28 protein-coding genes are annotated in these 24316 nt (G+C 41.8%); 1 reads left to right on the top strand and 27 read right to left on the bottom strand.

Annotated features, from left to right (window positions below; all coding sequences use genetic code 11):
* Positions 1-224 precede the first annotated feature (224 nt).
* Genes MKY20_RS11165 through MKY20_RS11135 form a run of 7 tightly spaced genes read right to left on the bottom strand, consistent with a single transcriptional unit; the run spans position 225 to position 5818 of the window.
* Complete coding sequence (locus tag MKY20_RS11165; RefSeq protein ID WP_341001013.1) at positions 225-1208, bottom strand: biotin--[acetyl-CoA-carboxylase] ligase; 984 nt, start codon at positions 1206-1208, stop codon at positions 225-227.
* A complete protein-coding gene (locus tag MKY20_RS11160) occupies positions 1181-2389 on the bottom strand; it encodes a CCA tRNA nucleotidyltransferase (RefSeq protein WP_009332722.1) in 1209 nt (402 codons plus the stop codon). Before MKY20_RS11160 ends, MKY20_RS11165 begins: the two co-directional genes overlap by 28 nt.
* Complete coding sequence (gene bshA / locus MKY20_RS11155; RefSeq protein WP_217028271.1) at positions 2386-3531, bottom strand: N-acetyl-alpha-D-glucosaminyl L-malate synthase BshA; 1146 nt, start codon at positions 3529-3531, stop codon at positions 2386-2388. The genes MKY20_RS11160 and bshA overlap by 4 nt, the downstream gene beginning before the upstream one ends.
* The gene (gene bshB1 / locus MKY20_RS11150) at positions 3528-4244 is read right to left on the bottom strand and encodes a bacillithiol biosynthesis deacetylase BshB1 (protein WP_009332724.1); all 717 of its coding nucleotides are present in this window, start codon (positions 4242-4244) and stop codon (positions 3528-3530) included. The genes bshA and bshB1 overlap by 4 nt, the downstream gene beginning before the upstream one ends.
* Entirely contained in the window at positions 4231-4653 is a 423-nt protein-coding gene (gene mgsA / locus MKY20_RS11145; protein WP_009332725.1) for a methylglyoxal synthase, read from the bottom strand. Before mgsA ends, bshB1 begins: the two co-directional genes overlap by 14 nt.
* A gap of 14 nt (positions 4654-4667) precedes the next feature.
* Positions 4668-5471 (bottom strand): 4-hydroxy-tetrahydrodipicolinate reductase, encoded by an 804-nt coding sequence (gene dapB / locus MKY20_RS11140; protein ID WP_009332726.1) that lies wholly within the window; start codon positions 5469-5471, stop codon positions 4668-4670.
* Positions 5472-5485: 14 nt separating this feature from the next.
* Positions 5486-5818, bottom strand: a complete 333-nt coding sequence (locus MKY20_RS11135) for a nucleotide pyrophosphohydrolase (RefSeq protein WP_019380450.1) — start codon at positions 5816-5818, stop codon at positions 5486-5488.
* Positions 5819-6036: 218 nt separating this feature from the next.
* Here MKY20_RS11135 and MKY20_RS11130 point away from each other — a divergent pair, with 218 nt between their 5' ends.
* Positions 6037-6909: a YitT family protein gene (locus tag MKY20_RS11130; protein ID WP_019380451.1), complete on the top strand. Its 873-nt coding sequence runs from the start codon at positions 6037-6039 to the stop codon at positions 6907-6909.
* A 99-nt stretch (positions 6910-7008) separates the two neighbouring features.
* On the opposite strand, the gene MKY20_RS28680 is transcribed toward MKY20_RS11130, so the two are convergent.
* The 20 genes from MKY20_RS28680 to MKY20_RS11040 form a co-directional block, all read right to left on the bottom strand.
* The gene (locus MKY20_RS28680) at positions 7009-7326 is read right to left on the bottom strand and encodes a transposase (RefSeq protein WP_445293097.1); all 318 of its coding nucleotides are present in this window, start codon (positions 7324-7326) and stop codon (positions 7009-7011) included.
* On the bottom strand, positions 7305-7841 hold the full coding sequence (locus tag MKY20_RS28675) for an IS3 family transposase (RefSeq protein WP_369425969.1): 537 nt from the start codon (positions 7839-7841) through the stop codon (positions 7305-7307). The genes MKY20_RS28680 and MKY20_RS28675 overlap by 22 nt, the downstream gene beginning before the upstream one ends.
* Positions 7842-7977: 136 nt before the next feature.
* Positions 7978-8181, bottom strand: coding sequence for a transposase (locus tag MKY20_RS28670; protein ID WP_369010369.1), 204 nt, complete (start codon positions 8179-8181; stop codon positions 7978-7980).
* Positions 8182-8305: 124 nt separating this feature from the next.
* On the bottom strand, positions 8306-8986 hold the full coding sequence (locus tag MKY20_RS11120) for a zinc metallopeptidase (RefSeq protein WP_019380396.1): 681 nt from the start codon (positions 8984-8986) through the stop codon (positions 8306-8308).
* A 430-nt stretch (positions 8987-9416) separates the two neighbouring features.
* Entirely contained in the window at positions 9417-10193 is a 777-nt protein-coding gene (ypjB, locus tag MKY20_RS11115; RefSeq protein ID WP_341001006.1) for a sporulation protein YpjB, read from the bottom strand.
* A gap of 148 nt (positions 10194-10341) precedes the next feature.
* The gene (locus MKY20_RS11110) at positions 10342-10938 is read right to left on the bottom strand and encodes a DUF1405 domain-containing protein (protein ID WP_009332734.1); all 597 of its coding nucleotides are present in this window, start codon (positions 10936-10938) and stop codon (positions 10342-10344) included.
* A gap of 123 nt (positions 10939-11061) precedes the next feature.
* Positions 11062-11829: a menaquinol-cytochrome c reductase cytochrome b/c subunit gene (locus MKY20_RS11105; RefSeq protein WP_009332735.1), complete on the bottom strand. Its 768-nt coding sequence runs from the start codon at positions 11827-11829 to the stop codon at positions 11062-11064.
* A 43-nt stretch (positions 11830-11872) separates the two neighbouring features.
* Positions 11873-12547, bottom strand: coding sequence for a menaquinol-cytochrome c reductase cytochrome b subunit (gene qcrB, locus MKY20_RS11100; RefSeq protein ID WP_009332736.1), 675 nt, complete (start codon positions 12545-12547; stop codon positions 11873-11875).
* Positions 12548-12550: 3 nt separating this feature from the next.
* The gene (locus MKY20_RS11095; protein ID WP_009332737.1) at positions 12551-13057 is read right to left on the bottom strand and encodes a ubiquinol-cytochrome c reductase iron-sulfur subunit; all 507 of its coding nucleotides are present in this window, start codon (positions 13055-13057) and stop codon (positions 12551-12553) included.
* 149 nt (positions 13058-13206) lie between these two features.
* Positions 13207-13671, bottom strand: coding sequence for a YpiF family protein (locus MKY20_RS11090; protein ID WP_019380393.1), 465 nt, complete (start codon positions 13669-13671; stop codon positions 13207-13209).
* Positions 13672-13795: 124 nt separating this feature from the next.
* Complete coding sequence (locus MKY20_RS11085) at positions 13796-14341, bottom strand: ReoY family proteolytic degradation factor (RefSeq protein WP_341001002.1); 546 nt, start codon at positions 14339-14341, stop codon at positions 13796-13798.
* An 88-nt stretch (positions 14342-14429) separates the two neighbouring features.
* The gene (locus MKY20_RS11080) at positions 14430-15692 is read right to left on the bottom strand and encodes a tetratricopeptide repeat protein (protein ID WP_217028192.1); all 1263 of its coding nucleotides are present in this window, start codon (positions 15690-15692) and stop codon (positions 14430-14432) included.
* Between the two features lie 19 nt (positions 15693-15711).
* Positions 15712-16617 carry a hypothetical protein gene (locus MKY20_RS11075; protein ID WP_251175110.1) on the bottom strand — a complete coding sequence of 302 codons (906 nt, stop codon included), beginning with the start codon at positions 16615-16617 and terminating at the stop codon, positions 15712-15714.
* A 200-nt stretch (positions 16618-16817) separates the two neighbouring features.
* The gene (aroA, locus tag MKY20_RS11070) at positions 16818-18113 is read right to left on the bottom strand and encodes a 3-phosphoshikimate 1-carboxyvinyltransferase (RefSeq protein WP_217028187.1); all 1296 of its coding nucleotides are present in this window, start codon (positions 18111-18113) and stop codon (positions 16818-16820) included.
* A gap of 43 nt (positions 18114-18156) precedes the next feature.
* Positions 18157-19263, bottom strand: coding sequence for a prephenate dehydrogenase (locus tag MKY20_RS11065; protein ID WP_009332743.1), 1107 nt, complete (start codon positions 19261-19263; stop codon positions 18157-18159).
* A gap of 90 nt (positions 19264-19353) precedes the next feature.
* On the bottom strand, positions 19354-20454 hold the full coding sequence (gene hisC / locus MKY20_RS11060) for a histidinol-phosphate transaminase (RefSeq protein WP_019380390.1): 1101 nt from the start codon (positions 20452-20454) through the stop codon (positions 19354-19356).
* Between the two features lie 86 nt (positions 20455-20540).
* Positions 20541-20915 carry a chorismate mutase gene (aroH, locus tag MKY20_RS11055; RefSeq protein ID WP_009332745.1) on the bottom strand — a complete coding sequence of 125 codons (375 nt, stop codon included), beginning with the start codon at positions 20913-20915 and terminating at the stop codon, positions 20541-20543.
* A gap of 64 nt (positions 20916-20979) precedes the next feature.
* Complete coding sequence (gene aroB, locus MKY20_RS11050) at positions 20980-22056, bottom strand: 3-dehydroquinate synthase (protein WP_019380389.1); 1077 nt, start codon at positions 22054-22056, stop codon at positions 20980-20982.
* A complete protein-coding gene (gene aroC, locus MKY20_RS11045; RefSeq protein ID WP_009332747.1) occupies positions 22056-23228 on the bottom strand; it encodes a chorismate synthase in 1173 nt (390 codons plus the stop codon). Before aroC ends, aroB begins: the two co-directional genes overlap by 1 nt.
* Positions 23229-23436: 208 nt before the next feature.
* On the bottom strand, positions 23437-24210 hold the full coding sequence (locus MKY20_RS11040) for a CheR family methyltransferase (protein WP_341000996.1): 774 nt from the start codon (positions 24208-24210) through the stop codon (positions 23437-23439).
* Between the last annotated feature and the right edge of the window lie 106 nt (positions 24211-24316).

Here is a 24316-nt window from a genome sequence, read left to right as displayed (position 1 = left end):
AGTTAAAAAACAGAACATTAAAAAATCCTTCTGTAGGCAGAAGGATTTTGCAATAGCTCATATATCAGTTCATCCCTCTGTCCCGGTCCATTTTTTTGGATCTAGGCAGATATCTATTTATTTTATGATTCGCTCAAAAAAGGTGCAGTTCTTTTAAGGATACTGCCCATAAAAAGTATATCAAAAAGGCAAAAGAATTGGCTATAAAAATTTTAGGCAAACAATTAAACATCCAGCTCAATGTCCGCAGAATAGACATGATGGACCTTTCCGCTGCTGTCTTCGATCATCAGGACTCCATCTTCTGTAATTCCAAGAGCCTTGCCATATATACTGCCGGTAATAGTTCTTGCAGTAAGGTTCTTACCAATGCTGACAGCATAACTTTCCCATAAAAGCTTAATCGGATAGAAGCCTTTATCTAAATACAGTTTATAAAGGTTTTCCAGTTTTGCCAGTAATACTCTAATCAGCTCCGCTCTTGAAAGCTTTTCGCCTTTTTCAATGGATATAGAAGTGGCAATGTCTTTAAGTTCATCTGGATAATCATCAAGCTCCTGGTTAACATTGATTCCGATGCCGATGATTATTGAAATAATGCGGTCTGCATCCGCCTGCAGTTCCGTCAGGATTCCTGTAACTTTCTTCCCGTTCATTAATATATCATTCGGCCATTTAATTTGCGGTGTTAAATCTGTCAGCTCTTCAATCGCCTGTACAACAGCCACCGCTGTAATGAGCGTCAGCTGCGGTGCTTTCGGAGGTGGAATATTCGGCCTCAGGATAACACTCATCCATACGCCTGTTGATTTCGGGGAATGCCATATCCTGTCCATTCTTCCCCTGCCTGAAAGCTGTTCCTCCGCGATGACGACCGTTCCTTCCTGCGCACCTTCGTAAGCAAGGCGATGAGCAATCTTCTGTGTTGAGTCAACACTTTCTTCATGATGAATTTGACGGCCAAGTGTTTCAGTCTGCAGACCCAGCCTGATTTCATCAGGAGTAACCTTTTCAGGTGTTTTCGTAATCCGATATCCCTTTCTTCTGACCGCTTCCAGTTCAAAGCCTTCTTTCCTCAGCTCTTCAATATGCTTCCATACAGCCGTTCTTGAGCAGCCAATCAGGTCGGCTAAATACTGGCCTGAAAGGTATTCCTCCTTGCTCTTCGTAAAAGCATCAATCAATTTTTTCCTAATTTCTGATTGCAATTTATGAGCCACTCCCTTATGGATTCATTGCTATTATTCAATTCGCCGCGCAAGACAGCTTCCTCCGTTTTTTCAAGAATTGCTTTAATCCAGGGTCCAGGAGGTTTGCCAAACCAATCCATCAGGTTATCTCCGGTAAGCTGAAGATCGCTTCTCTCTTTAATCGGCAGGCAATTATATTTACTCACCAGGATATCGGTTCCCCTGCTTGAGTCCTCATGCACGATTACGTTGAGGACCCGCTCGGCGTTTAGTGAAACGCATCCTGCCTGGTAAAGGGAATAGGCATCCCACATATTTTTGGCTCTATACCGAATCCATTTATTAATTGCCAATATCTTTTTTATTTTCTTTACAGGCAGTTTCCAGCTTTTGAAAAAGGCTTCAGCCTGCGACTCGTCCAAGTTAAAGATGCATGCAAGAAAGGCCCACATTTCATCCACTGTCAGTTCAGCTGCATTATAATCTTCTGCCTGCATTAATTCCTTTTGGAAGCCAGACATATTTGGCAGATACTTAGATAGTCCTGTTTCCCCAATTATCATAAGAGCTTTCATCCGGCTGGTTCCTGCTAATAGTTTTTCGAATTCTGCCAGCTTTCTTTCAACTGCAATGTTTTCAAGTAAATGAGCCAAAGATGCCAAAGCATCATAAGTGTTTTTTTCAATTTCGAATGCAAGCTGACTATAAAAGCGGACTGCTCTCATCATTCGAAGTGCATCTTCAGTAAATCTCTCAGCAGGCTGTCCAACGGTGCAGATTCTTTTCTCTTCTATTGCTCCCCTGCCGTTAAATGGATCAATAAGATGCCCTTTCTTATCCATAGCAATGGCGTTCATTGTAAAATCTCTTCTTTTCAAATCCTCTTTTAGAGACCTGATAAATTGAACCTTTGAAGGCCTCCTAAAATCCAGATATTCAGCCTCTGACCTGAAAGTTGTAATTTCATAGGGTATGCCATTATGCAGTACAACCACAGTGCCATGCTCGATGCCCACATCAAGTGTTCTTGGGAATATGGTTTTGACTTCCTCAGGGGCAGCGGAAGTGGCAATATCGACGTCCGCAATTTCCTTGCCAAGGATAAAATCCCGTACGGAGCCTCCTACAAAATAGGCCTCATAACCTGCCGCTTCTATATTCTCGAGGACAGGAACTGCCCTTAAAAAAGCTTCATTCATCGAAGGTCACCTTTTTCCAAAAGTTCATAATAAAACTCTTCATATTGAATGACAATCTGACTGGCACTGAACCTTCCTTTAGCGAGTGAAATGGATTGGGAAGCAAACCTTTCAAGCAGGGACTCATCATTAAGCAGTTTAATTGCTTTTTTTGAGATATCAGTTATATCCCCCAGAGTACAAATATAACCTGTCTCACCGTCGCTGATTACTTCTGGAATTCCCCCAGTATTAGTGCCGATGCACGGCACTCCGCATGCCATTGCCTCGAGAGCAACAAGTCCAAAGCTTTCCTTTTCGGATAATAAGAGCATTAAATCACTGATGCTGTATAGCTCCTCCAGATTATCCTGTTTTCCCAAAAACAAGACCTTATCTTTAAGCTGCAGATCATTCACCAGCCTGCATATAACGGTCATTTCCGGTCCGTCTCCTACTAATAGCAGCTTGGAAGGAACTTCTTCCGTGATTTTTGCAAAAGCCTTAACAACATCAGGTACCCGCTTTACACCGCGAAAATTGGAAACATGGATGACAACCTTCTCATCCGGTTTTATGCCATATTCTTCTTTAAGATAAGCAGAGTCGGTTTTCTTGTATATTCTTTCATCTATAAAGTTATAAACTGCTCTTATAGATTTATCAGGTTTTATCAGGTCATAAGTTTGCGAAATGAGCGCATTGGATACAGCTGTAACGCCATCAGACTTTTCGATTCCGAAACGGATCGCATCTGTCAGGGATGGATCATACCCGAGAACTGTAATATCCGTTCCATGAAGGGTGGTAACAATCTTAATATCCGTGCCGCTCATCTGCTTAGCCAGAATCGCACAAACTGCATGCGGGATTGCATAATGCACATGAAGAAGGTCAAGTCCTTCACGTTTTATCACTTCTGCCATTTTACTTGCAAGCGCGATATCGTAAGGAGCATATTGGAACACGGAGTATTGATTTACATCTACCTGGTGATAAAAAATATTTGGGTACATCCTTTTCAGTCTAAAAGGGAGGCTTGATGAAATAAAATGTATTTCATGGCCTTTTTCAGCCAGCATTTTACCCAGTTCTGTTGCAACAACACCTGATCCTCCCACCGTGGGATAGCAGGTGATACCTATTTTTAATTTTTTTCTCATAATTCTCCACCGAATATATCCATATTAATCATTAAGGGCTTATTGACTTTAAAGCCCTCTGCATATTCCACCCCTGCCTGTTTTCCAAATAGGCCTTCCCTCGCTGCAACAGTCTCAATATAACCGTTGACAAGCGGAGTATCAAATGAACCAGGTTTTTTTACAAATTGACTTTGATAAGACTCCAGCCCTTCAGCTTTTTTATCCATAAAAGATGAGATATCAATTAGGAAGTCAGGCTTATGGAAACCATTTATCATGTAAAAGTGAAGGCTTTTCACCTTATGCGGAGCAAAATCCCCCCCTGTTTCGTATTTTCTTATTCCGGCCGAAAAGACGGCTTCTTCCACCAGCCGGGCACAATGGCCATGGTCAGGATGCCTGTCCTCCATGTAAGGTGCAAACACAAGAACAGGCTTGTATTTACGGATCATTTCCGCAATCTTTTTTATGTATTCCTGATTATAATATAAACCCCTGTCAGGCAGATTAAGTGTTTCCCGCACACTAACCCCCAGAATATCAGCTGCTTTCAGTGATTCCTCTTTACGGATTTCAACCGTCCCATTAGAAGAAAGCTCGGCCCGGGTCAAGTCGCATATTCCAATTTTTTTTCCGATTGAGGCAAATTTGGCAATTGTGCCGCCCATGCCAATTTCAACATCATCAGCATGCGCACCAAATGCCAGAATATCAAGATTATCCAGGTTCATTCATGTCACCTTTTTCACTTACAATATTCCTCCATGATAAATCATTGCGTTCCAGTCCTTTAATAATAATTTCAGCAGTGCCCATATTAGTCGCCAATGGGACGGCATATACATCACAGAGGCGCACCAAAGCTGAAACATCCGGCTCATGAGGCTGAACAGTCAGAGGATCTCTAAAGAAAAATACTACATCCATTTTATTGTTAGCAATTAAAGCACCAATTTCCTGGTCCCCGCCAAGTGGCCCAGACTGAAAACGATGAATGGAAAGGCCAGTTTCCTTCATGATGCGTGAACCGGTTGTTCCAGTAGCGTAAAGGGTATGTTCAGCAAGAATTGATTTATAGGCGATTGCAAATCTTACAATATCATCCTTTTTCTTATCATGGGCAATTAAGGCAATATTCATGGTGGCACCCCTTTCTAATCAATAATATTTTCGAGGCCGTAGACGAGAGTATCAATTTTTAAAACTGTATCGACAGCAAGTTTTACTCCAGACATAAAGGAAGCCCTGTTATAGGAGTCATGGCGGATGGTCAATGTTTGTCCCTCCGAACCGAACATAACCTGCTGATGAGCAATCAGGCCAGGAAGCCGTACAGAGTGTATATGCATGCCATCAAAGTTTGCGCCTCTTGCACCAGGAATCGTTTCCTTCTCCTGTGAATGGCCCTGCTCTTTGTTCTCTCTTACATCAGCAATCATTTCTGCTGTTTTCACTGCAGTTCCAGATGGAGCATCCAATTTCTGGTCATGGTGGAGCTCTATAATTTCCACATCGTTAAAATATCTTCCTGCTAATTGTGAGAATTTCATCATTAATACAGCACCAAGTGCAAAGTTTGGGGCAATAATGCAGCCGATTCCTTTTTCCTGGCAAAGTTCTTCAAGCTCTTTCAAATTTTCCTTCGAAAAGCCTGTTGTCCCAACAACTGGTCTAACACCATACTCCAGTGCTGTTTTCGTGTGGAACATTCCTACTTCCGGAGTGGTCAAATCAATAAGCACATCTGGTTTTAGTTCCTGAAAGCATAAGGCAAGATCTGTGTAAACCGGAACCTGGCCAAACTGTGAAAACCCTTCAAAATCGCCAAGAAAGCCTCCTCCATTTTTATGGTCGATCACTGCAGCTATTTCATAATTTTCTGTTCGATTAACAAGCTGGACGGCTTCACTTCCCATTCGTCCCCGCGGTCCCGCTATAACAATTTTAACTTTATCCATTGTTTTCTCTCCTTCTATTCTTCAATTCTTGTCCATCTGTCTTTATCACGTGTGCTGAATTTTTTCATGACACGATCGTGCGCTTCTTCCAAGTCAATATTTAAGGAATTAGCAAAGCATATTAGAACAAAAAGCATATCTCCAAGCTCTTCTTCGATCGCTTTTTCTTCCTCGGTGGATTTTTTGGGTTTTTCACCATAGTAATGGTTTACTTCCCTGGATAGTTCCCCAAGTTCTTCAGTCATTCTTGCAAGCATGGCCAATGGACTGAAATAACCTTCTTTAAATTGGCTTATGTATGTGTCTACTTCTGTTTGCATATCTTTCATTGATTTTGCTGGTTGCATTTATTTCACCTCTGCTTTTTATAGGTGTATCTATATACGGAGATTACCACTTTTCATGTTAAGCTAAAGATCGGCTATTTTACAAATATTTTTTATCATCGAGCTTATTTGATTCCCCTCTGCCATCTTGTCCCGGAAAGGTCATTGCTCTTATATTCTGTATCTTATATAATTAGATACGCTTTGGTATTGTGATATTCAGGCAGTGGAGGGATAATATGCATTTTGGAGTAAAATTTAAGAATATTTTTTTCATTTTGCTTGGTGCGGCCATTTTTTCGTGGGGCCTTGTTCATTTTAATATGCAGAATAATTTGGCTGAAGGCGGATTCACCGGGATAACACTGCTCTTATATTTCCTGTTCAAGTGGGATCCTTCTTATACAAACTTGCTGCTGAATATACCCCTTTTCTTTATAGGGTGGAAACTTCTTGGCAGGAATGTTTTTGTTTACACGATTATCGGAACGGTCGCTGTGTCCATTTTCTTGTGGATTTTTCAGCGGTACCAGATCGAAATGCCTCTAAAAGAGGATTTAACTCTTGCTTCTCTATTCGCCGGAGTCTTCATCGGGATTGGACTTGGGACCATTTTCAGGTATGGGGGCACAACAGGCGGAGTGGATATAATCGCGAGGCTTACCCATAAGTACGCAGGGGTAAGCATGGGAAAAACGATGTTCATTTTTGACTTTTTTGTTATAGCACTTTCTTTAATTACATACTTGGATTACAGGGAGGCCATGTATACTCTTGTTGCTGTTTTTATCGGTGCCAAAGTAATTGATTTTATGCAAGAAGGCGCCTATGCAGCAAGGGGAGCGATGATCATTTCAGAACAAAATGAAGCGATTGCCGATAAAATCATGAAAGAAATGGACCGGGGTGTCACCGTGTTAAAAGGCCACGGCTCCTTCACTAAGATAGAACGGGAAGTGCTCTATTGTGTAGTTGGCCGCAATGAAATTGTTCGTTTGAAAAATGTCATCACAGCTGTTGATCCGCATGCATTTGTATCGGTTACAGCTGTCCATGACGTACTGGGGGAAGGCTTTACTCTGGATGAAAATAAAAAGCCGGTTGAACGCTAAAGAATAGATCCAGGAGATGCCATAATGGCATCTCTTTTTTCAGCAAAAAGAAAAAGCCAGCTAGTGGTCTTGCCCCTGTCAAGTAGACAACATAAAAAGCTAAGCAGTGAGCGCGTGTCGATATTCAATCGGCGCGCGTATCTTTAGTTTCTTTTGTCTTCGTTTGTAATGGTAGAGGTAATTCTCAAGAGCTTGTTCTAGTTCTTCTTCTGACTTACACTTATTTATATACAGCTTCTCGGTTTTGAGGTGTGAGAAGAACGATTCTACACTGGCATTGTCCAGGCAGTTTCTTTTTCGAGAGTGGCTGCCCTTGATGCCATAATCCTCTAATCGGCTGCTGTATAGCTTTGACGTATACTGGAAACCTTGATCTGAATGGAGAACGGCTTCAGCTACGTCTTTTTTCTTGTCCATTTTTCTACTGTATTTAACACAAGTTCCAGATCATTTCTCTTAGATAGCTCCCAACTTACTATTTCGTTATTAAAGAGATCCTGTATGACCGATACATAATAAAATTCTTCTCCAACAGACACATATGTTATATCCGTTACCATCTTTTGATTAGGTCCTGCAGCCCTGAAATTCCTTTTAAGGCGATTAGGGAAGAGGATAGAAGGACTACGACCGTGCCATTTTCTCTTCTTTCGGATGACTGATTGTATGTCCATTTCCATCATCAGCCTGCAGACCTTCTTGTGGTTAATTAAATACCCGTTTTCATTTAATTCATCTGTAATACGAGGCCGGCCAAATTCAGGATGCATGAAATGGATCCCCAAAATGTGCTCACGGATGACTTGTTCATCCTTAGCCTTCTCTTCCCGTTTAACATTCGTTTTTTTCCATTTGTAATAGCTAGCCGGTTTGATATAGGCAATCTCCAGCAGCCAGGAGACCGGATAGGTCCCCCTTAACTCATCAACCAGTTCATATTTTATTCTTCTGGGTATGTTTCCTCCTCCTTTACCAGATTTGGATACTGCTTTTTTAGAAATTCAACCTGTGCTTTTAAATAATCTCTTTCCTCTTCAACCGATTTAAATTTAGTCCTAGGCCTGCCTTTTAAAGGGTTAGAGACTCCTTACGCTCATCAAATGGTACTCCATCTTTCCATTTCTTAACCCACACTTTAAGCTGGCTGCAGTGACGAATTCCCAATTCTTCTGACAACACTTTATAGCTCTTAGACCCATTCACGTATCTCATGACAGCATTATGTTTAAACTCCTCCGAATAGCTATTAAAAGTTTGTCCTTTCTTTGCCATAGAAAAAATCCCCTCCAAGTAGCATTCTTTCCTCCATGGTAACATGAAGGTTTTTTTGAATGTCTACTTAAAGGGGACATTAACACTAGCCGGCTTTTTTAAGATAACTATCTAGCAGCTTTTCTTACTCGGATCTTGTCATACCTGTGTAAATAAGGATTAAACGCAGCAATTCCAGCACAGCAACAGCTGCTGCCGCCACATATGTCAATGCAGCTGCATTCAAAACTTTTTTTGTTTCCCGTTCTTCATCGTTTCTGATAATTCCGAGGGACACTACCTGATCCATTGCACGATTAGAAGCATTGAACTCCACAGGAAGAGTGATAACCTGGAATACCACTGCAGCTGCCATAAAGATAATTCCCAGCAGCACCATTCCGCTCAATCCTGCAAAAAAACCGATCATGATCAGAATCCAGGAGAAGTTTGAACCAAGATTTGCAACAGGCACAAGCGCATGGCGAAAACGCAGAAAAGCGTAATCCTGATTATCCTGAATTGCATGGCCAACCTCATGGGCCGCAATGGCAGCTGCTGCCACTGAATGGCCGTGATAATTTGTTGCTGATAGCCTGACAGTTTTAGAACGCGGATCATAATGATCCGTTAAATGTCCCCTGGTCTCTTCCACGCCAACGTTATATAGGCCATTTTCATCCAGGATTCTTCTGGCTACTTCAGCACCTCTCATTTGTGTGGATGAAGGAATTTTTGAATATTTGCTGTAAGCTCCCTTAACTTTCATTTGTGCCCAGAGCGGAACAAGAATAATTATTGCAAAATAAATGAGATATCCTCCCATTTTGTTACCCCCCATCAAGCTGATCATGTTGAATTTTAACCGCTGGCTTTTCTCTCCAGCATATGAGTAGTTCTAATTATCTTTTTCCCATTTTCCTTTATTGCAAAACGGAAAAGACGCTCAATTATTCTTTTTGTTCAAAAATAAGGGTGTAGAAATTTTTGAACTTCGAGGACTGTCTAGCTACAGCACCTACCACCTGGAGGTCACAAGCTTGTCTAGTTACGGCTCCTAGGGACTCCACATTTCGGGGACTCCCCCCAAAAAGGCAAAGAACACCTTTTCATGAGGCTCGTCTTGTGCTTGAGGCACACAGGACAATGTAGGCTTCGTCAGCAAAAACATCGCACGACCGAAAGCGAAGCTTTTAGGAAGACGTGGCGTTCTTAGTCTGCGTTCCTTTGTGGGCAAGGCGCTTCCTCTTTTCTTATCACGATCTGTTTTTTTGTCTTGCCCTGTCTCCCTTATATTTTCTCCAGCCTACGTAAGATAATGTAATGATGATAATACTCCCGGTTGAAATGATTACCCACCAAAGGGATGGGTCCGTTTCATCTTCTTTCATTTCATCAAAGATTGTCTGCAGATCATTTTCCAATGCCGCCAGCTCCTGCTGACTTGCCTGCTGAGAAAGCACCTGCGGCCGATAATGATCGATAAAATTAATGCGTGCGTTCAGTTTTTGTACCTTTTCGGCATCAACATCAATTTTTAAACTGGGATAAATAACCTCATATAAAGACAAAAAGGAATTCAAATGTGAATGAAAGTTCTCGTTATTGCCTCTGTATGCCGCTTCCTTAACTTCTCCAAATACAGTCATAATCGGCTTCTCCATTTCGGTCCACAAAGGCTGATACTTTGAGGAGATTGCATCCATAACCAGGCGGAACTTTGTTGCATGATTCAGCCGTTCTTCATGGCTCATTGATGTATTGACAGCAGCTTGTACAGCATCATCATGAGAGACTGTAATAATCCGGAGTTCGTCCATTGTAAATGGCCTTTCCTTGCCATTCACAGCAACAAATTGCTCGGAAAAATACTCCAAAAGCTTCTTGGCATCCTCATACCTATGAAGCTTAACCATCTGTAAGGCTTCATTAGATAATTGATCTAATTTATCTATTTGTGTTGTCTTATCCGCAGACACCATTCCAGGCAATAACATAATAATGAATAAGAATGCGATTACTTTTCGCCTCATTAAACTTGTCCCCCCTCAAATTACTATTAGATAAATATGAAAAGAGGGACAAGGTTAGACCAGAAATTAATTCAGCCAGCCAGGATATTTCTTTCAAACAAACGAGGAACCAAATCACTCAATGGTTTGGATTAGGACAATCGGAGCACTATTTCACTATATCCAGACTAAACCGATTCTTTCTTAAGACGAAGTAATAAGCGGTTCCTAAGGAAAAAATACTGAGCCAAAATGTAAAGTAGCCAATTTGCGGTGTGTAAAGATTTAAAATAGGGTAGCGCGGCAGCATGAAAAAGACATAATCAATTACATCATTATGAAGAGTCCAAATTGCTGTTAAAACTAGATGCCATAGTTTAAAACGGTAGAATGGTGCATACAAAACACCCTGGACTGCCATTGCACCATGCGAGAATATCAGCATGAGCGCTACAGGATCCAATTCACCTGTCACCTGAAAAACGAGCAAATTCATAACCACAGCCCATATTCCGTATTTAATAAGGGTTACAATAGCTAGCGCTTCAAACAGCGGCCAATTTTTGCCCAATAGAAAGGCGATAAGCACAAACATAAAAAACAGGCTCGCTGTAGGACTGTCCGGTACGAAAGGCAAAAAAATCGGCGGTGTATCGACAAGCTGCCACTTATACCATACATACCCATAAATTGTGCCTGCCGTGTTAATGACCAGTAGCAGTATCAGCATAGCTCTGCTGCCTAATAAAGGATAGATCCATTTCATATTTTGTTCTCCTTCTCTATGTACACGATTATTTCATTATTTTACCACACCAAATGCCTGTAAAAAAAACCGAACAATTTTTGTGCATAAAAAAGAAGCTGGCAGTGCCAGCTTCTTTACAAATTATTTGCTTTCAAGGCCAGAAATAAACTCAGCAAGCTTTTGAAGTTCTTCATCAGTGCCTTTGAACATTCCCGGAGGCATGGCGCCTTTACCGTTTTTAGCAATGTCAGCAACTTCTTCAGGTGTTAATCCAGTATCAACAAGTGCGGGTGAACCTGCTCCACCCTGAAGATCTCCTCCATGGCAGGAAATACAGCCGTTCGCTTCAAAAATCTTGTAGCCTTCGTCCTCTTTATCAAATTCTACTTCAGCTACAATCTTACCTTGCTGTGCAGCAGCTTCCCAGTCATGGTGTGCAACAGACTCCCAAGTCAGGAAAGTGATGCCGGCAAGAGCCAATAGCATGAAGCCAGTTGCTAAAGGACGCTTGGATGGGCGGCGTTCAGGTCCGCGGTCAATGAATGGCGCAAGCAGCAAAGCTCCAAATGCAAGACCCGGTATAATGAAAGCACCGATTGCATTATAAGGTCCTGAAGCATAGCTGTATTTCAGAAGCTGGTACAAGAACAGGAAGTACCAGTCTGGCAGCGGGATATAAGCTGTATCACTAGGATCAGCAATTTTTTCTAATGGCGGCTCATGCGCAATTGTCAAGCATAGGAAACCGATAAGGAATACAGCCCCTACCATCCATTCCTTTAACAGGAAGTTTGGCCAGAATGCTTCTGTTTTTCCTGGATATTCCGAATAGTCTTTCGGGATATTCGGTTTGCGTTCTGCAGGAACACGAGAGTCACCTACGAATTTCATACCTTTACCACGATGCATTGGGCGATTTCCCCTCCTTTTGCAATGATCAAAAAATTATTTCTTACAACGGTCCTGAAATACCCTGTTTACGAATCATAATAAAGTGGGCAGCCATTAACCCGAATAGTGCAGCCGGTAAGAAGAATACATGGATGGCAAAGAATCGGGTGATCGTCTGAGCGCCGACAATATCAGAATGTCCGGCAATAAGTATTTTCAGATATTCTCCAATCAGCGGAGTTGATTCTACGATCTGGATTGTTACTTTTGTAGCGAAAAGGGCTTTCATATCCCAAGGCAATAAGTAACCTGTCAGTCCAAGTGCAAGCATAATGAAGAAAATGAGCACTCCGACAATCCAGTTTAATTCACGGGGCTTCTTATAAGCTCCCTGGAAGAAAACACGTAACGTATGTAGGAACATCATTACGATTACCAAACTTGCTCCCCAGTGGTGCATTCCGCGGACAATCTGTCCAAATGCAACATGGTTCTGAAGATAATACACGGATTCCCATGCATTTTTAATATCCGGAACATAATACATTGTCAGGAACATACCGGATAAAATCTGAATTACAGTTACAAAAAACGTCAGACCGCCAAAACAGTAAACGAATGCAGAGAAATGATGTGCAGGGTTTACATGCTCTGGAACTTCGTGGTCAGCAATATCCCGCCAGATCGGCGTAATATCTAAACGTTCATCTACCCAATCATAAATTTTGTTTAACAATTATTACGCCTCCTTTCGCGGTTCAGCCTTGCCTAAATACAAAAAGCCGTCTTTTTCTGTGTAAGGAAATACATCCAGCGCTGCAACCGGCGGTGTACCTGGAACGTTTGTCCCATCCTTTGTATAAAGGCCGCCATGGCAAGGGCAGTAGAAATGATCAGGGTTTGATTTGTCAGTATTCCAGTCGACTACGCACCCTAAATGCTTACATACTGGAGACAATGCTACAATTTCACCTTTTTCATCCTTATAAACCCAAGCAGTGCCGGTAACTTCGGATGTGTACCAAGCATCCTGCTGTTCAAATGTGTAATCAACCCTTGTTGGCGTTTCAGTAATTTCAGCCACTTTTTGCTTTGTTGGGATAAAATCACTCTCACCAGCTGCCTGCAATACAGGATCGACCGCAAAACGGACCATCGGCATCAGCATGCCAGCTGCCATGAAACCGCCTACACCAGTAAGTGTATAGTTTAGGAATTGACGTCTAGAAACTCGATTTTTGCTCATACTTTTCCCCCCTCTATTATGAAGTTAAGTCCAACGGACAAAATTCAACACAATATAAAACTAGGACATAACAATGATATATCAATCTTTATGTAAGGTCAATATAATCCTTTGGCGAAACATGTAAATAGGGCGGCTTAACATTCACACTATTCACCATTTTGCCACTTTTGCACGAATAAATTCAACAGCTGCTTCACCTGGTCATCCAGAATGGAATTTCGATAGTTTTCATCCATATGCTCAAGAGGCAGGGATGGCAGCCAAATCAAACCTCCTTCCAAGCGGTCTTCAAGGGATTTCCACATGCTATCTGAAGTTAGAAGGAATATGTGCTTAAATCCCTGTGCCTTCAATTCTGCTTCCCATTCACTCAAGCCGCTGAGCAGGCTTTCTTCCCCTGCTGATTTCAGATAGGCATAGCCAGGAAGCATGATCAGACGTCCTCTGAATTGCCGTTCAAGCTGGACACTTAGAAGCGATATAAATTCTGTCATGGCTACAGACTGTTTAATATCATCACCAAATGATACTGGAAGGAGCGGCAGAACTGCAGTGTCTACATATTGCTTTTCTTTAAGGAACATTTCGATATCCTGTGATACCCATTTCATATCATTCACTCCATTACATATATTTGCCTCCCTTAATATATCATTAATGCTTAGAGTGCTTCAAATCAGATTACGCTATAGGGCGCAGACAAAAATAAGAGCCCTGCTTTTATAAAAGCAAGGCTTAGGTTGTTTCTAATTTATTCAGCTGCTGAGTCAAAATTTTAAAAGCTTTTTTATCCTGCTTATCCAGTGCTTCATCAATCAGCTCAAGAAGTTTTTCTCTTCTGAACTTCTCCAGGCTTTCTGTCAGGAACCTTTCCGCGATCAGCCGGTCCTTTTCATTAATCTGAAGTGTTTTAGGCATAAAGGGATTTTCCTCCATGACAGCTGCATACTGATGGGCCTTGTTGGAAGCATGGAAATTAAGCTGAATGTAAATCTCTTCATCCCTGTTTAAGCGGATATCATGGAAGGACTTCTCCGCATCTGTAGTCATTACATTCTCTTTATAAAAACGGAAAGGAACTTCATCCACACAGTGGGCGGACATGATCAGGCCTCTTGGACAATACTGTGCCTGTTCCACAAAATGCACCTTCTCCATAAGCTGGTCATGGCTCATCAAATAATTGAGAATCCATACGCATTCTCTTCTTTTGAGCTGATAATGGTTTAAAAACCAGCGGATAAAATCTTTCTTCTCGTTGACAGATACAGGGGTCGCCATTTTTGATTCCCTCCTCTGCTTACAGACAAATTTGGCCTAACTGAAATTACAATAAGGGCACCCTACGCTAAAAAAACAGCTTCCTTATTTAATCAAGAAAATCATCAGTAAGTCTTTCCAGAACATCGAGGTACTCTTCATTGCCTGGCTCCAGTTTGATTAATGTATTAAAAATTTCGGCAGCCTCTTCCCTTTTTCCTTCCTCTGCTAAAAAATATCCGTAATCTGAAAGAAAATCAGGCTGCTGTTTAAAGAAAGTATATGCAAGCTGGTATTTGTTTAATGCCTCTGAATATTCTTCAGTATGCTGAAAGGCAACAGCTGAATCCCATATAAGCTGCGGCTCTTCAAGCTCGTTCAAAATATCAGTGATCTCGATTACATCTTCATATCTTTCGTGCTGCAGAAGCAGTCTATTTAAATAAATGGCTGCCTGGACATATTCGGGATCCAGTGCAAGAGCCTGTCTGAACATATCTTCAGCTTCTTTTTCATTGCCATTTTTCAGGGCAAGCTTACCGCCATAGAAAAATAGTTCTTTATTAAATTCGTCCAGTTTAATGCCTTCCTTTACCGCTTCAAGGCCTTTTCCAGCCTCTTCCTCCCTCTCATATGCCTGGGCAAGATATAAATACAGTGAATGATACTCGGGGTCCAGATCCTTCAGTTCTGTCAACTTTTCAATTGCTGTACGGTTAAAGCCCGCTTGCAGCGCTGTAAAAGCATAGCTGAATAGGGTATTAATCTCCAGTTTATCAGCAAGCGCTTTTTCGTAATATGGAAGGGCTTCTTCAAATGCTCCTCCTGCGCTGAGAATATCCGCCATTCTCTGATTTACATTTATCCCCGCAATGACTTCCTCTTTACCGAGAACATTTTCGTAAATCCGCTTTGCTTCCAGGAATCTTCCCTGCTCTGCATAAAGTTCTCCCAAAGCAAAATCTACAATTACTTCTTCAGGTAATATTTCTTTTGCTTTCAGCAGCTTTTGTTCGCTGACTTCGAATAGACCATCCATTTGATAAAGGTCTGCTAATAGAAGAAGCGACTGCGGAAAGCTTGGATCATGCTCATTTATTCTTTCAAGGACGAGGATGGCTTCCTCTTCATTTCCCAGATCAATATGTGTTTCAGCTAACAGAACGAGCAGTTCCCCTTCTTCCGGATATGCTTCCAGAAGACGTTCATATAATGCTTTTGATTCTTCAAGGAACCCATACTGGAACAGTTCTTCTGCCAGCAGGAACCTTTCTTCATGTGAACCATCCAGCAGTATTAGCTGATAGCTCTCCAATGCTTCTTCGTGATGACCGTTTTCTAAAAGAGTAATGATTTTATTTACTTTATCCATACTAAATTCCTTTCGAATGCTAATCGGCTATTTTAAAGTAAGCTGGCGTACTGATATTAACATGCTCGCCTGACCCTGAACGGAAAACCACTTCTTGCCCGGCTCGTATCACTTTCCCCCTCAGTACAGAAACAGCAAGTTTATCTCTATGATAATGAAACAGCTGTGATTCTTCAACGGTAAGACCTTCTGCAGGTTTTTCATATAAATTATAGCTGATTTCACCACCCTGATGGATATTTCCTTTTAACGGGTAAATTCCTGCTTTGGAAAGGACTGACCGGGATAGCGGTTCGTGTTCATTCAGCTCATTTGGCATGGAAGGGATTTTCTGCTCCTGCATCATTTTTTTCCATAATGTATTAATTCTGCTTTTCTCCTTTTCATTCCTGCTTGCAAAGATTGGGGAAAGCGGGCAATTATAAGGAAACATGGCTTCCCGCAGCCACCCCCATGGTACAGCTTCAAGCTCCTTTGCATCCTGTATTTCAACAAAAACAACAGGAACCCTTTCCCTCTTGCATCTTCTAATAAATGAAGGTGTGAGGAGACGGACAGGAATCTTAACACCAATAATATAATCGATTGGACTGCTTAACAAACTTGCCTTAAAGCATTTCAGGTCACTCTTCATGGAATATTCATGCTTTACAGGTGCGGCTGTTAGGAAGGCTGTACAGCCTTTTAATAGGAACTCCCTTATATAATACTCTTTGAGTTCAATAAAAGGCTTTTCCAGCGGTATAGATGTATCCAGAACCACAAATCCTGCAGCCATAATAAATGCAGCGGCATCCATTCTGGCAAACTGAAACCTTCTCATTTCTGCCTGCATCAGTGAAATCTCATTATTCTTGATCAGCAGTGATGTTTTTATCAGCTTGTCTTCCTTTAAAATATTTGCATTCTCAATAATATAAGTCATAAAACCACCCTCTAAAACGGTCTTATGACAAGCTATGAATTTTTCTCGCAAATATGACTGATTCAATAGAAAAAGAGCTGCAGGAAATCAGCTCTTTTTTAAATGACAAGAATGTCCAAAATTCCGAAGTTTGATAACTATCAGCGCAAGCAGCCTGCCTCCTCGATGTGCCGGGGCGTGCAAGGCGCTTACAGCTTTTCTTACGTCTCCGAAATCAGGCTTTCAAAATGCTCAAAAAACGACGGATAGGATACAGAAATAGCTTCTTTCTGTTGAAGCTGAACTTCCCCCTTTGAAATGGCAGCGGCAACTGCAAGCATCATGCCGATTCGATGGTCCCCATGGCTTGAAACAGTACCTCCAGAAAGGGATGCCCTCCCTTTGATCACCATTCCATCTTCCGTAGCAGTAATATCGGCTCCAAGCTTTGACAGTTCCTTGACAACCGTATCAATGCGATTCGTTTCCTTGACTTTAAGTTCTTCTGCATCCTTGATAACTGTTTCTCCCTCTGCCTGTGTTGCGAGCAGGGCTATAATAGGAATTTCATCGATAAGCCGGGGAATGAGCGCCCCTTCGATAACGGTTCCTTTAAGAGTGGATGTTCTAATGGTAATATCTCCTGCGGGCTCGGCTAAGCCATTTTCATATGGCTCAATGCTAATATTTGCACCCATCTGCTGCAATACCTCAATGATGCCGGTTCTTGTAGGATTGAGCCCGACGTTTTTCAGTTTAATCTCACTGTTAGGCACAATGGCTCCTGCAGCCAGGAAGAAGGCAGCAGAAGATATATCGCCTGGAACATGGATTTCCGTCCCTGTTAGCGTTTGACCGCCTTTAATCCGAATGGTATGCCCATCTGCTGCAACTTCCCCGCCAAATTGCTTAATCATTCTTTCGGTATGATCACGCGTCTTCATAGGTTCAATAATGACTGTTTCCCCACTGGCCTGCAGGCCGGCAAAGAGCAGCGAGGATTTTACCTGTGCGCTCGCTACAGGAAGCTCGTATGCTGCCCCGGCCAACGGTCCGCCAATTACTGATAAAGGGGTAAATTCACCATTCTTCCTGCCATAAATCTTCGCCCCAAATAAACTAAGCGGTGCGGTAACTCTTGTCATTGGCCTTTTTGCAATTGATTCATCCCCGACAAGGACTGAATGGAATGGACGGCCAGCCAGGATTCCCATCATAAGGCGAATGGTTGTACCGGAATTGCCAACATCCAGAATAGCTTCGGGTTCATGTAATCCATCCATCCCCTTCCCCATAATTGTGACTTTATTGCCTTCCTGTTCAATAGATACACCCAGCTTTCTAAAGCAGGCTATAGTACTTAAGCAGTCCTCACCAAGCAGGAAATTGGTTACAACAGTCTTTCCCTTTGCAATTGATCCAAACATCACAGATCGATGAGATATGGATTTATCACCTGGTACCGCAATTTCTCCGCTTAATCCCTTAAGATTTGTCCTTAAATTTGCCGGAATCATATTAATCACCCTTTGCTGGTTTATAAAGGTCTTCCCTGCTGAACTATAGACCGATGGTTGTTTCATAGCTTGTATATTGTTCTAAGCAATTAATGGCCCGTTCCCGGTCCTCTTCAGTTTGAAAGCTGATAACCAAAACTCCATAAATTTCTTCTCTTGTTTCCAGAATTCTGATATTCGTAATGCTGATTTCTTCCTTAGCTAAATATCCAGTTATTTCTGAAATGACACCTGGGTAGTCCGGCACATCGACGAAGAGATCATAAAATGCCGGAATTGCGCCTTTTTCTTTTTGCGGAAGTTCATCCCTGAACAATTTTGCACGGAGGAAATACTCAAAAATGCCCTCACTGTTTTCTTGCCTGAGGATTGATTTAACATTCTCCATTTCCTCCTGCCAATCCTCCATTAACTTAAGAAGCACTTCTTTATTCTGAAGCAGGATATCTCTCCACATTGCAGGGCTGCTGGAGGCAATCCTGGTAATATCCCTGAATCCGCCGGCAGCCAGTCTTGGAATCAGCTTTTGTGAACGGCTTGTTTTTTCTGCCTGATGCACTAGAGAAGCAGCCACCATGTGCGGAAAATGGCTCACAATACCAGTTATATAATCATGTTCTTCAGGCGATAAGGTTAGAAATTTTGCTTTCGTCCCTGTGAGCCATTCTTTTAACCTTTCAACCTCTGCCGTGGAAACGTGCTCTTCAGGAGTGAGCAGATAAAAGGCATTTTCAAAAAGCAATGCTTTTGCTGCAGTAACACCGCTCTTATGAGAGCCAGCCATTGGGTGGCCTCCGATAAACGTAATTCCTTTTTCCTTCAGTACCTTAGCGCAGCTGACAATTTCCTTTTTAGTGCTGCCTGCATCCGAGATGATGACCGTGTTTTTTAATTCACACTCTTTTAATATATGTATAATTTTTTGTGTCTCCTGCACAGGTGCAGCTATTAAAATTAAATCGGCGTCCCTTGCTCCATCCTCAATTGTAGAAGAAATTCCATCTGCGACCCCAAGCATTTCAGCAAGGCGTCCCTGCTCTTTATTTACATCAAAGCCGATGATCATGCTTTCACTATGGCTTCTTTTTATCGATAATGCCAAAGAGCCGCCGATCAAACCAAGGCCGATAATAAAGATTTTCCCTCTCATCCTCTCACCGCCTTATTAAAAATAATTCAGAGGCATCTATATGCCTCTGAATGGATATCAAAAAGTATTAATACTAAGAACCCATATTGCCTACAATGCTGCAGCCTGCTTTGCAAGGTATTGATCCATGGCGGCAAGCACACCATCATTCTGTTCCTTGGAACCTACTGTGACACGGACATATCCCTGGAAGCCAAGTGCTTTGCCGGAGCGGACGATATACCCTTTTTCAAGCAAAAATTGAAACACTTCATTTGAATCTGCATTAAAGTTGATTAAAATGAAATTTCCCTGTGAAGGGTAGTATTCCAGTCCATGTGCTTCACAGAAAGCATAGAATTGTTCCAGCCCTTCCCGATTTTTCTGTCTGCACTCTTCGATAAAGTTCTGATCCCCTATGGCTGCAGCTGCTGCAGCCTGAGCAAACTTGTTTACATTGAACGGCTCCCTAACCGGCTCAAGAGCTTTGATAGTTTGAGGATCTGCAATTCCATAGCCTACCCGAAGGCTTGCTAAGCCATAAATTTTCGAAAATGTACGAAGGACAATCAAATTTTCGAATTTCCGGATCAAATCCAATGCATTGTAGTAATCCTCAGCAATAACATATTCATAATAAGCTTCATCAAGGACTATCAATACATCACGAGGCACCTTTTGCAGAAAGGAAAGCAATGAAGATTCATTAACATAGTTTCCTGTCGGATTGTTTGGACTGCAAACCCATACTACAGCTGTATTTTCATCAATTGCAGCCAGCATTCCATCAAGATCATGTCCCCCATCAACTAATGGAATTTCCCTGATCTCGGCCCCTTCTACTACAGCATTATGCCTATATTGAGGGAATGTTGGCGCAGCCATTACAGTATTTGTTTCCGGGCTTAATAAAGCTCTGGAAATCATTTGAATTATTTCATCCGATCCGTTTCCAAAAATCAGCTGATCTTCCTGTATGCTTAAGTGTCCAGCCAGAGCAGTCCGCAGTTCAGAAGCATAGCCATCGGGATACAGCGCAAAAAATGATGTCGACTGATTCATAGTAAAAAGAACTTTTTCAGAGCATCCAAACGGATTTTCATTTGACGCAAGCTTAACTATTTTATCCAGACCGTATTCCTTTTTTACTTGATCAATTGATTTTCCCGGCTGGTAAGGAGTTAAATCCAACAGCTGTTCCTTCCATTTCATTCAAATCCACCTCTTTTTATCACTTTTACTTATTATCGTATTAAAGCGTTATTTGATCTGCTCCTATATTATCACAAAACTCTCCATTAAGGAGAGTCTGTGGTCTTTAGATCTGGCCGGAGCTGGATGGCTTCACGCAAATATATATGGCAGATATTCTCCTGAGGGACATCTATATTCACATGCATCATTACCCTAATACAATTACGAAGTGATCCTTCAACAGGTATTTCCCTCATGCACATGACAGGAACATAGGTCCAGCCCTCTATTGAACGCATTGCCTTTGCGGGAAAGGCTGCTGTTAATTCTTCCGTAACGGATATGAATACAGAAGCAACATCCTCAGAATTAATCTTATTCTCCTGAATCATTTGTCTGATCAGCATCTCAGTTGCCTCTAATATCTCAGATTCACTATTCTTATCTACGGTGACGGCTCCCCTCACCCCTCGAATCACTTGCAGCACCTCCCAAAGCTGATTCACCAGCCTTTTTATCTCTTAGTAATAAAGTCTTCCTTGTTTATTTTAAAAATATTGCGAGCTCCTGCAGAATAAAATCATCAGAAACCTGGTGTATAACGGGACTGCCCACTTCTTTCAAAAGAACAAAGCGGACATTCTGGCCTTCTGATTTTTTATCCTGCTTCATCCGTTCCAGCAGTTTTGAATGCGATAAATCTTCCGGGAGATCCGTTTGGTAGCCAAGCTGATCAAGCCAGCACCGGAATTCGTTAACATCAAAACGCAGATCAAGCATTTTATTGCTTAATTGGAGTGCGAATAGCATTCCTACTGCAACAGATTCTCCATGTGTCCATTCTCCATAGCCTTTTTCTGCTTCAATTGCATGACCCAAGGTATGGCCGAAATTCAAGAATGCGCGAACACCAGCTTCCTTTTCGTCCTCAGCAACGATCATGCCTTTGATTTCTATCCCCTTTGTAAGCATTCCGCTTAATTCATCAGAAGGAAGCCCTTCAAGCGAGCGGATGTTGTCTTTAAGACTCAAATAAAAGTTCATATCATGTATCAAGCTATGCTTTATTACTTCTGCAAACCCTGAGCGCACCTCTTTTGGAGGAAGGGAATCAAGAAAATTCAAATCATAAAATACAGCTTGAGGCTGATAAAAGGATCCCACCATATTTTTTCCTGAAGGATGGTTGATGGCCACTTTCCCTCCAACGGCGCTATCATGCGCCAAAATGGTAGTAGGAATCTGAATGAAGGGTATCCCCCTCATAAATGTGGCAGCCACGAAACCTCCCAAATCTCCGACAGCTCCCCCGCCAAACGCCAGAATAAGAGATTTTCGGTCAAGCTTATGTTCCAAAGCAAATGACAAGCATTGATAGTAAACTTCAAATGTCTTTGCTCTCTCCCCGCTTGGCACTGTGCAGACTTTTGCATCTATACCCCTAAGTGCTGTTTCCAGCACAGGCAGATGTATGGCCCGGACCGTTTCATCTGTAATTATCATTAAATTGGTTAGAGCCGGAAAAGTATCTTTAATATATGATCCCAATCCCTCAATTGCTCCTGACCCTATATAAACTGGATAGGTCCTCCCGGGGGTTTTGATTGAAATACTATTCATTAAAACTCCCTCGCAAATTTTCTTTGCTGCTCAACCGAAGCTTTTAATGCTTCGAAACGGTCAGAATAAAATTGATCCACAATAGCTGAAGCCAATTCCCAGGCAATTACATTTTCTGCAACGACTGCAGCTGCAGGTACTGCACAGCTGTCAGAACGCTCTATGCTTGCTGAGAAGGGTTCCTTTGTTTCAATATCGACACTTTGAAGAGGCTTATAGAGGGTAGGAATTGGTTTCATCACTCCTCTGACAACAATAGGCATACCCGTTGTCATGCCCCCTTCTAAGCCGCCAAGCCGGTTCGTTTTCCGATAATAGCCTTTTTCAGGATCCCATGTGATCTCATCATGAACTTCACTTCCAGGCTTCCTTGCAGCCTCAAAGCCAATGCCAAACTCAACACCTTTAAACGCATTAATGCTCACCATTGCCCCTGCAAGCTTTGAATCGAGCTTGCGGTCATAGTGTACATAACTTCCGACACCCGGAGGCATGCCTTCAACAATAACCTCTACTACTCCGCCAATGGAATCCCCATTTTCTTTCGCGGAATCAATGGCATCCATCATTTTTTGGCCGGCATTCTGATCCAGACAGCGAACAGGCGATTCTTCTGTGATTTCCTTTAACTCTTTTAGTGAAGAATAATCTCTTTTGCTTGAAACAACCCCGCCAATTTCAATAACATGGGCTGCAACTTCAATCCCCAATTCAGAGAGCAGTTTTTTGGCAGCTGCACCGGCTGCCACCCTCACTGTCGTTTCTCTGGCTGAAGATCGCTCCAGCACATTCCTCATATCCCTGTGCCCATATTTTAGTGCTCCATTTAAGTCAGCATGGCCTGGACGGGGACGCGATATTTTTCTCTTCACTTCACCCTCATCCTCAGGACTTAGAGGGTCCTGGCCCATAATCTTTGTCCAATGCTTCCAATCATTATTCTCAACCACAAGTGCCACCGGCGATCCTAATGTATATCCATGCCTGATCCCCGCTGTTATTTGAACAGTATCCTTTTCAATTTGCATCCTTCTGCCTCTGCCATAGCCTTTCTGGCGTCTGGCAAGTTCTTCATTTATATCTGAATCAATCAGCGGCATTCCTGCAGGCAGCCCTTCAATTATAGTGGTCAGCTGTGGTCCGTGAGATTCACCAGATGTAAGATATCTCAAAACTCTTTCCCCCTTCAACTCATTAAAGGATTATGTATCAATATAACATAATGATAAATATAAGAATAGATAAAATTGAAAATTCCTATAATATTTTATTTCTTCTTATGAATGGAGCCATTTTAACACGAATAGATATTTACTACAAAACGGAGAAAAACAAAAGAAAGAGGATGTCAGAAAATCATCCCCTATGCGGTTACTTTTTTTATTCTTTTCTATAAAAAAAGGTTTCAGCAGATTCCAAGTGATAGCGGCCTGAGTTAAAAATCTGTTCAGTACTCCCAACAAAGAATATGCCATCTTTTCTTAATGCGCTGCTGAATTTATGATAAAGCTGATCCTTTGCTTCCTCTGTAAAATAAATAAGAACGTTCCTGCATACAATTAAATCGAACGGCCCGCCAAAATCGTCTGCAAGAAGATTTTGTTTTTTAAAAATTACCGTCTTTTTTATATCCTCGGATATTTTAAAGAAACTTCCTTCACGCCCAAAGAATTTCTGTCTCATGGTTTTAGGAACCTCATTAAGCGAACGCTCAGGGTATACACCCATCCGGGCCCTCGCCAGGGCATTTTCATCAATATCTGTTGCAGTAATCTTTATTTGGGATAGCGGCAGCATTTTTGATAAAATCATGGCAATTGTATAAGGCTCTTCACCAGTGGAGCATGCTGCGCTCCAGATTTTCAAATTCCTATTCTGCTCTAATAACCCCGGCAGGATTTTTTTTTCGAGCACCTCCCATCTCTGCGCATTACGGTAAAATTCGGAAACATTTATCGTCATCCTGTCCAAAAAATCATTCAGGAGTTCTCTATCCTTGACTATGCCATTAAAAAAATCTCCAAATGAATTAAAGCCTTTTTTCTCATACAATGAAATGAGCCTTCTTTTCATTTGTGCTTCTTTGTACAGAGATAGGTCGATTCCTGTTTTTCTTTTAATATTTAGAATAAAATCCTGATAATCGTTAGCCATTCCTTTTCCCCTCTTATAATAATTGGTGAGCTTTTTGACTTCTATCTATGCCCGCCCAGCCGTAAAAATGAATTCGGTTACAAAAAAAGCACTTGTCAGGGACAAG

This window comes from Cytobacillus sp. FSL W8-0315 (assembly GCF_038002905.1).
GTDB lineage: Bacteria > Bacillota > Bacilli > Bacillales > Cytobacillaceae > Cytobacillus > Cytobacillus pseudoceanisediminis.
Note: the sequence above shows the minus strand (reverse complement) of the source record. Positions and strands in the feature narration are given on the sequence as shown.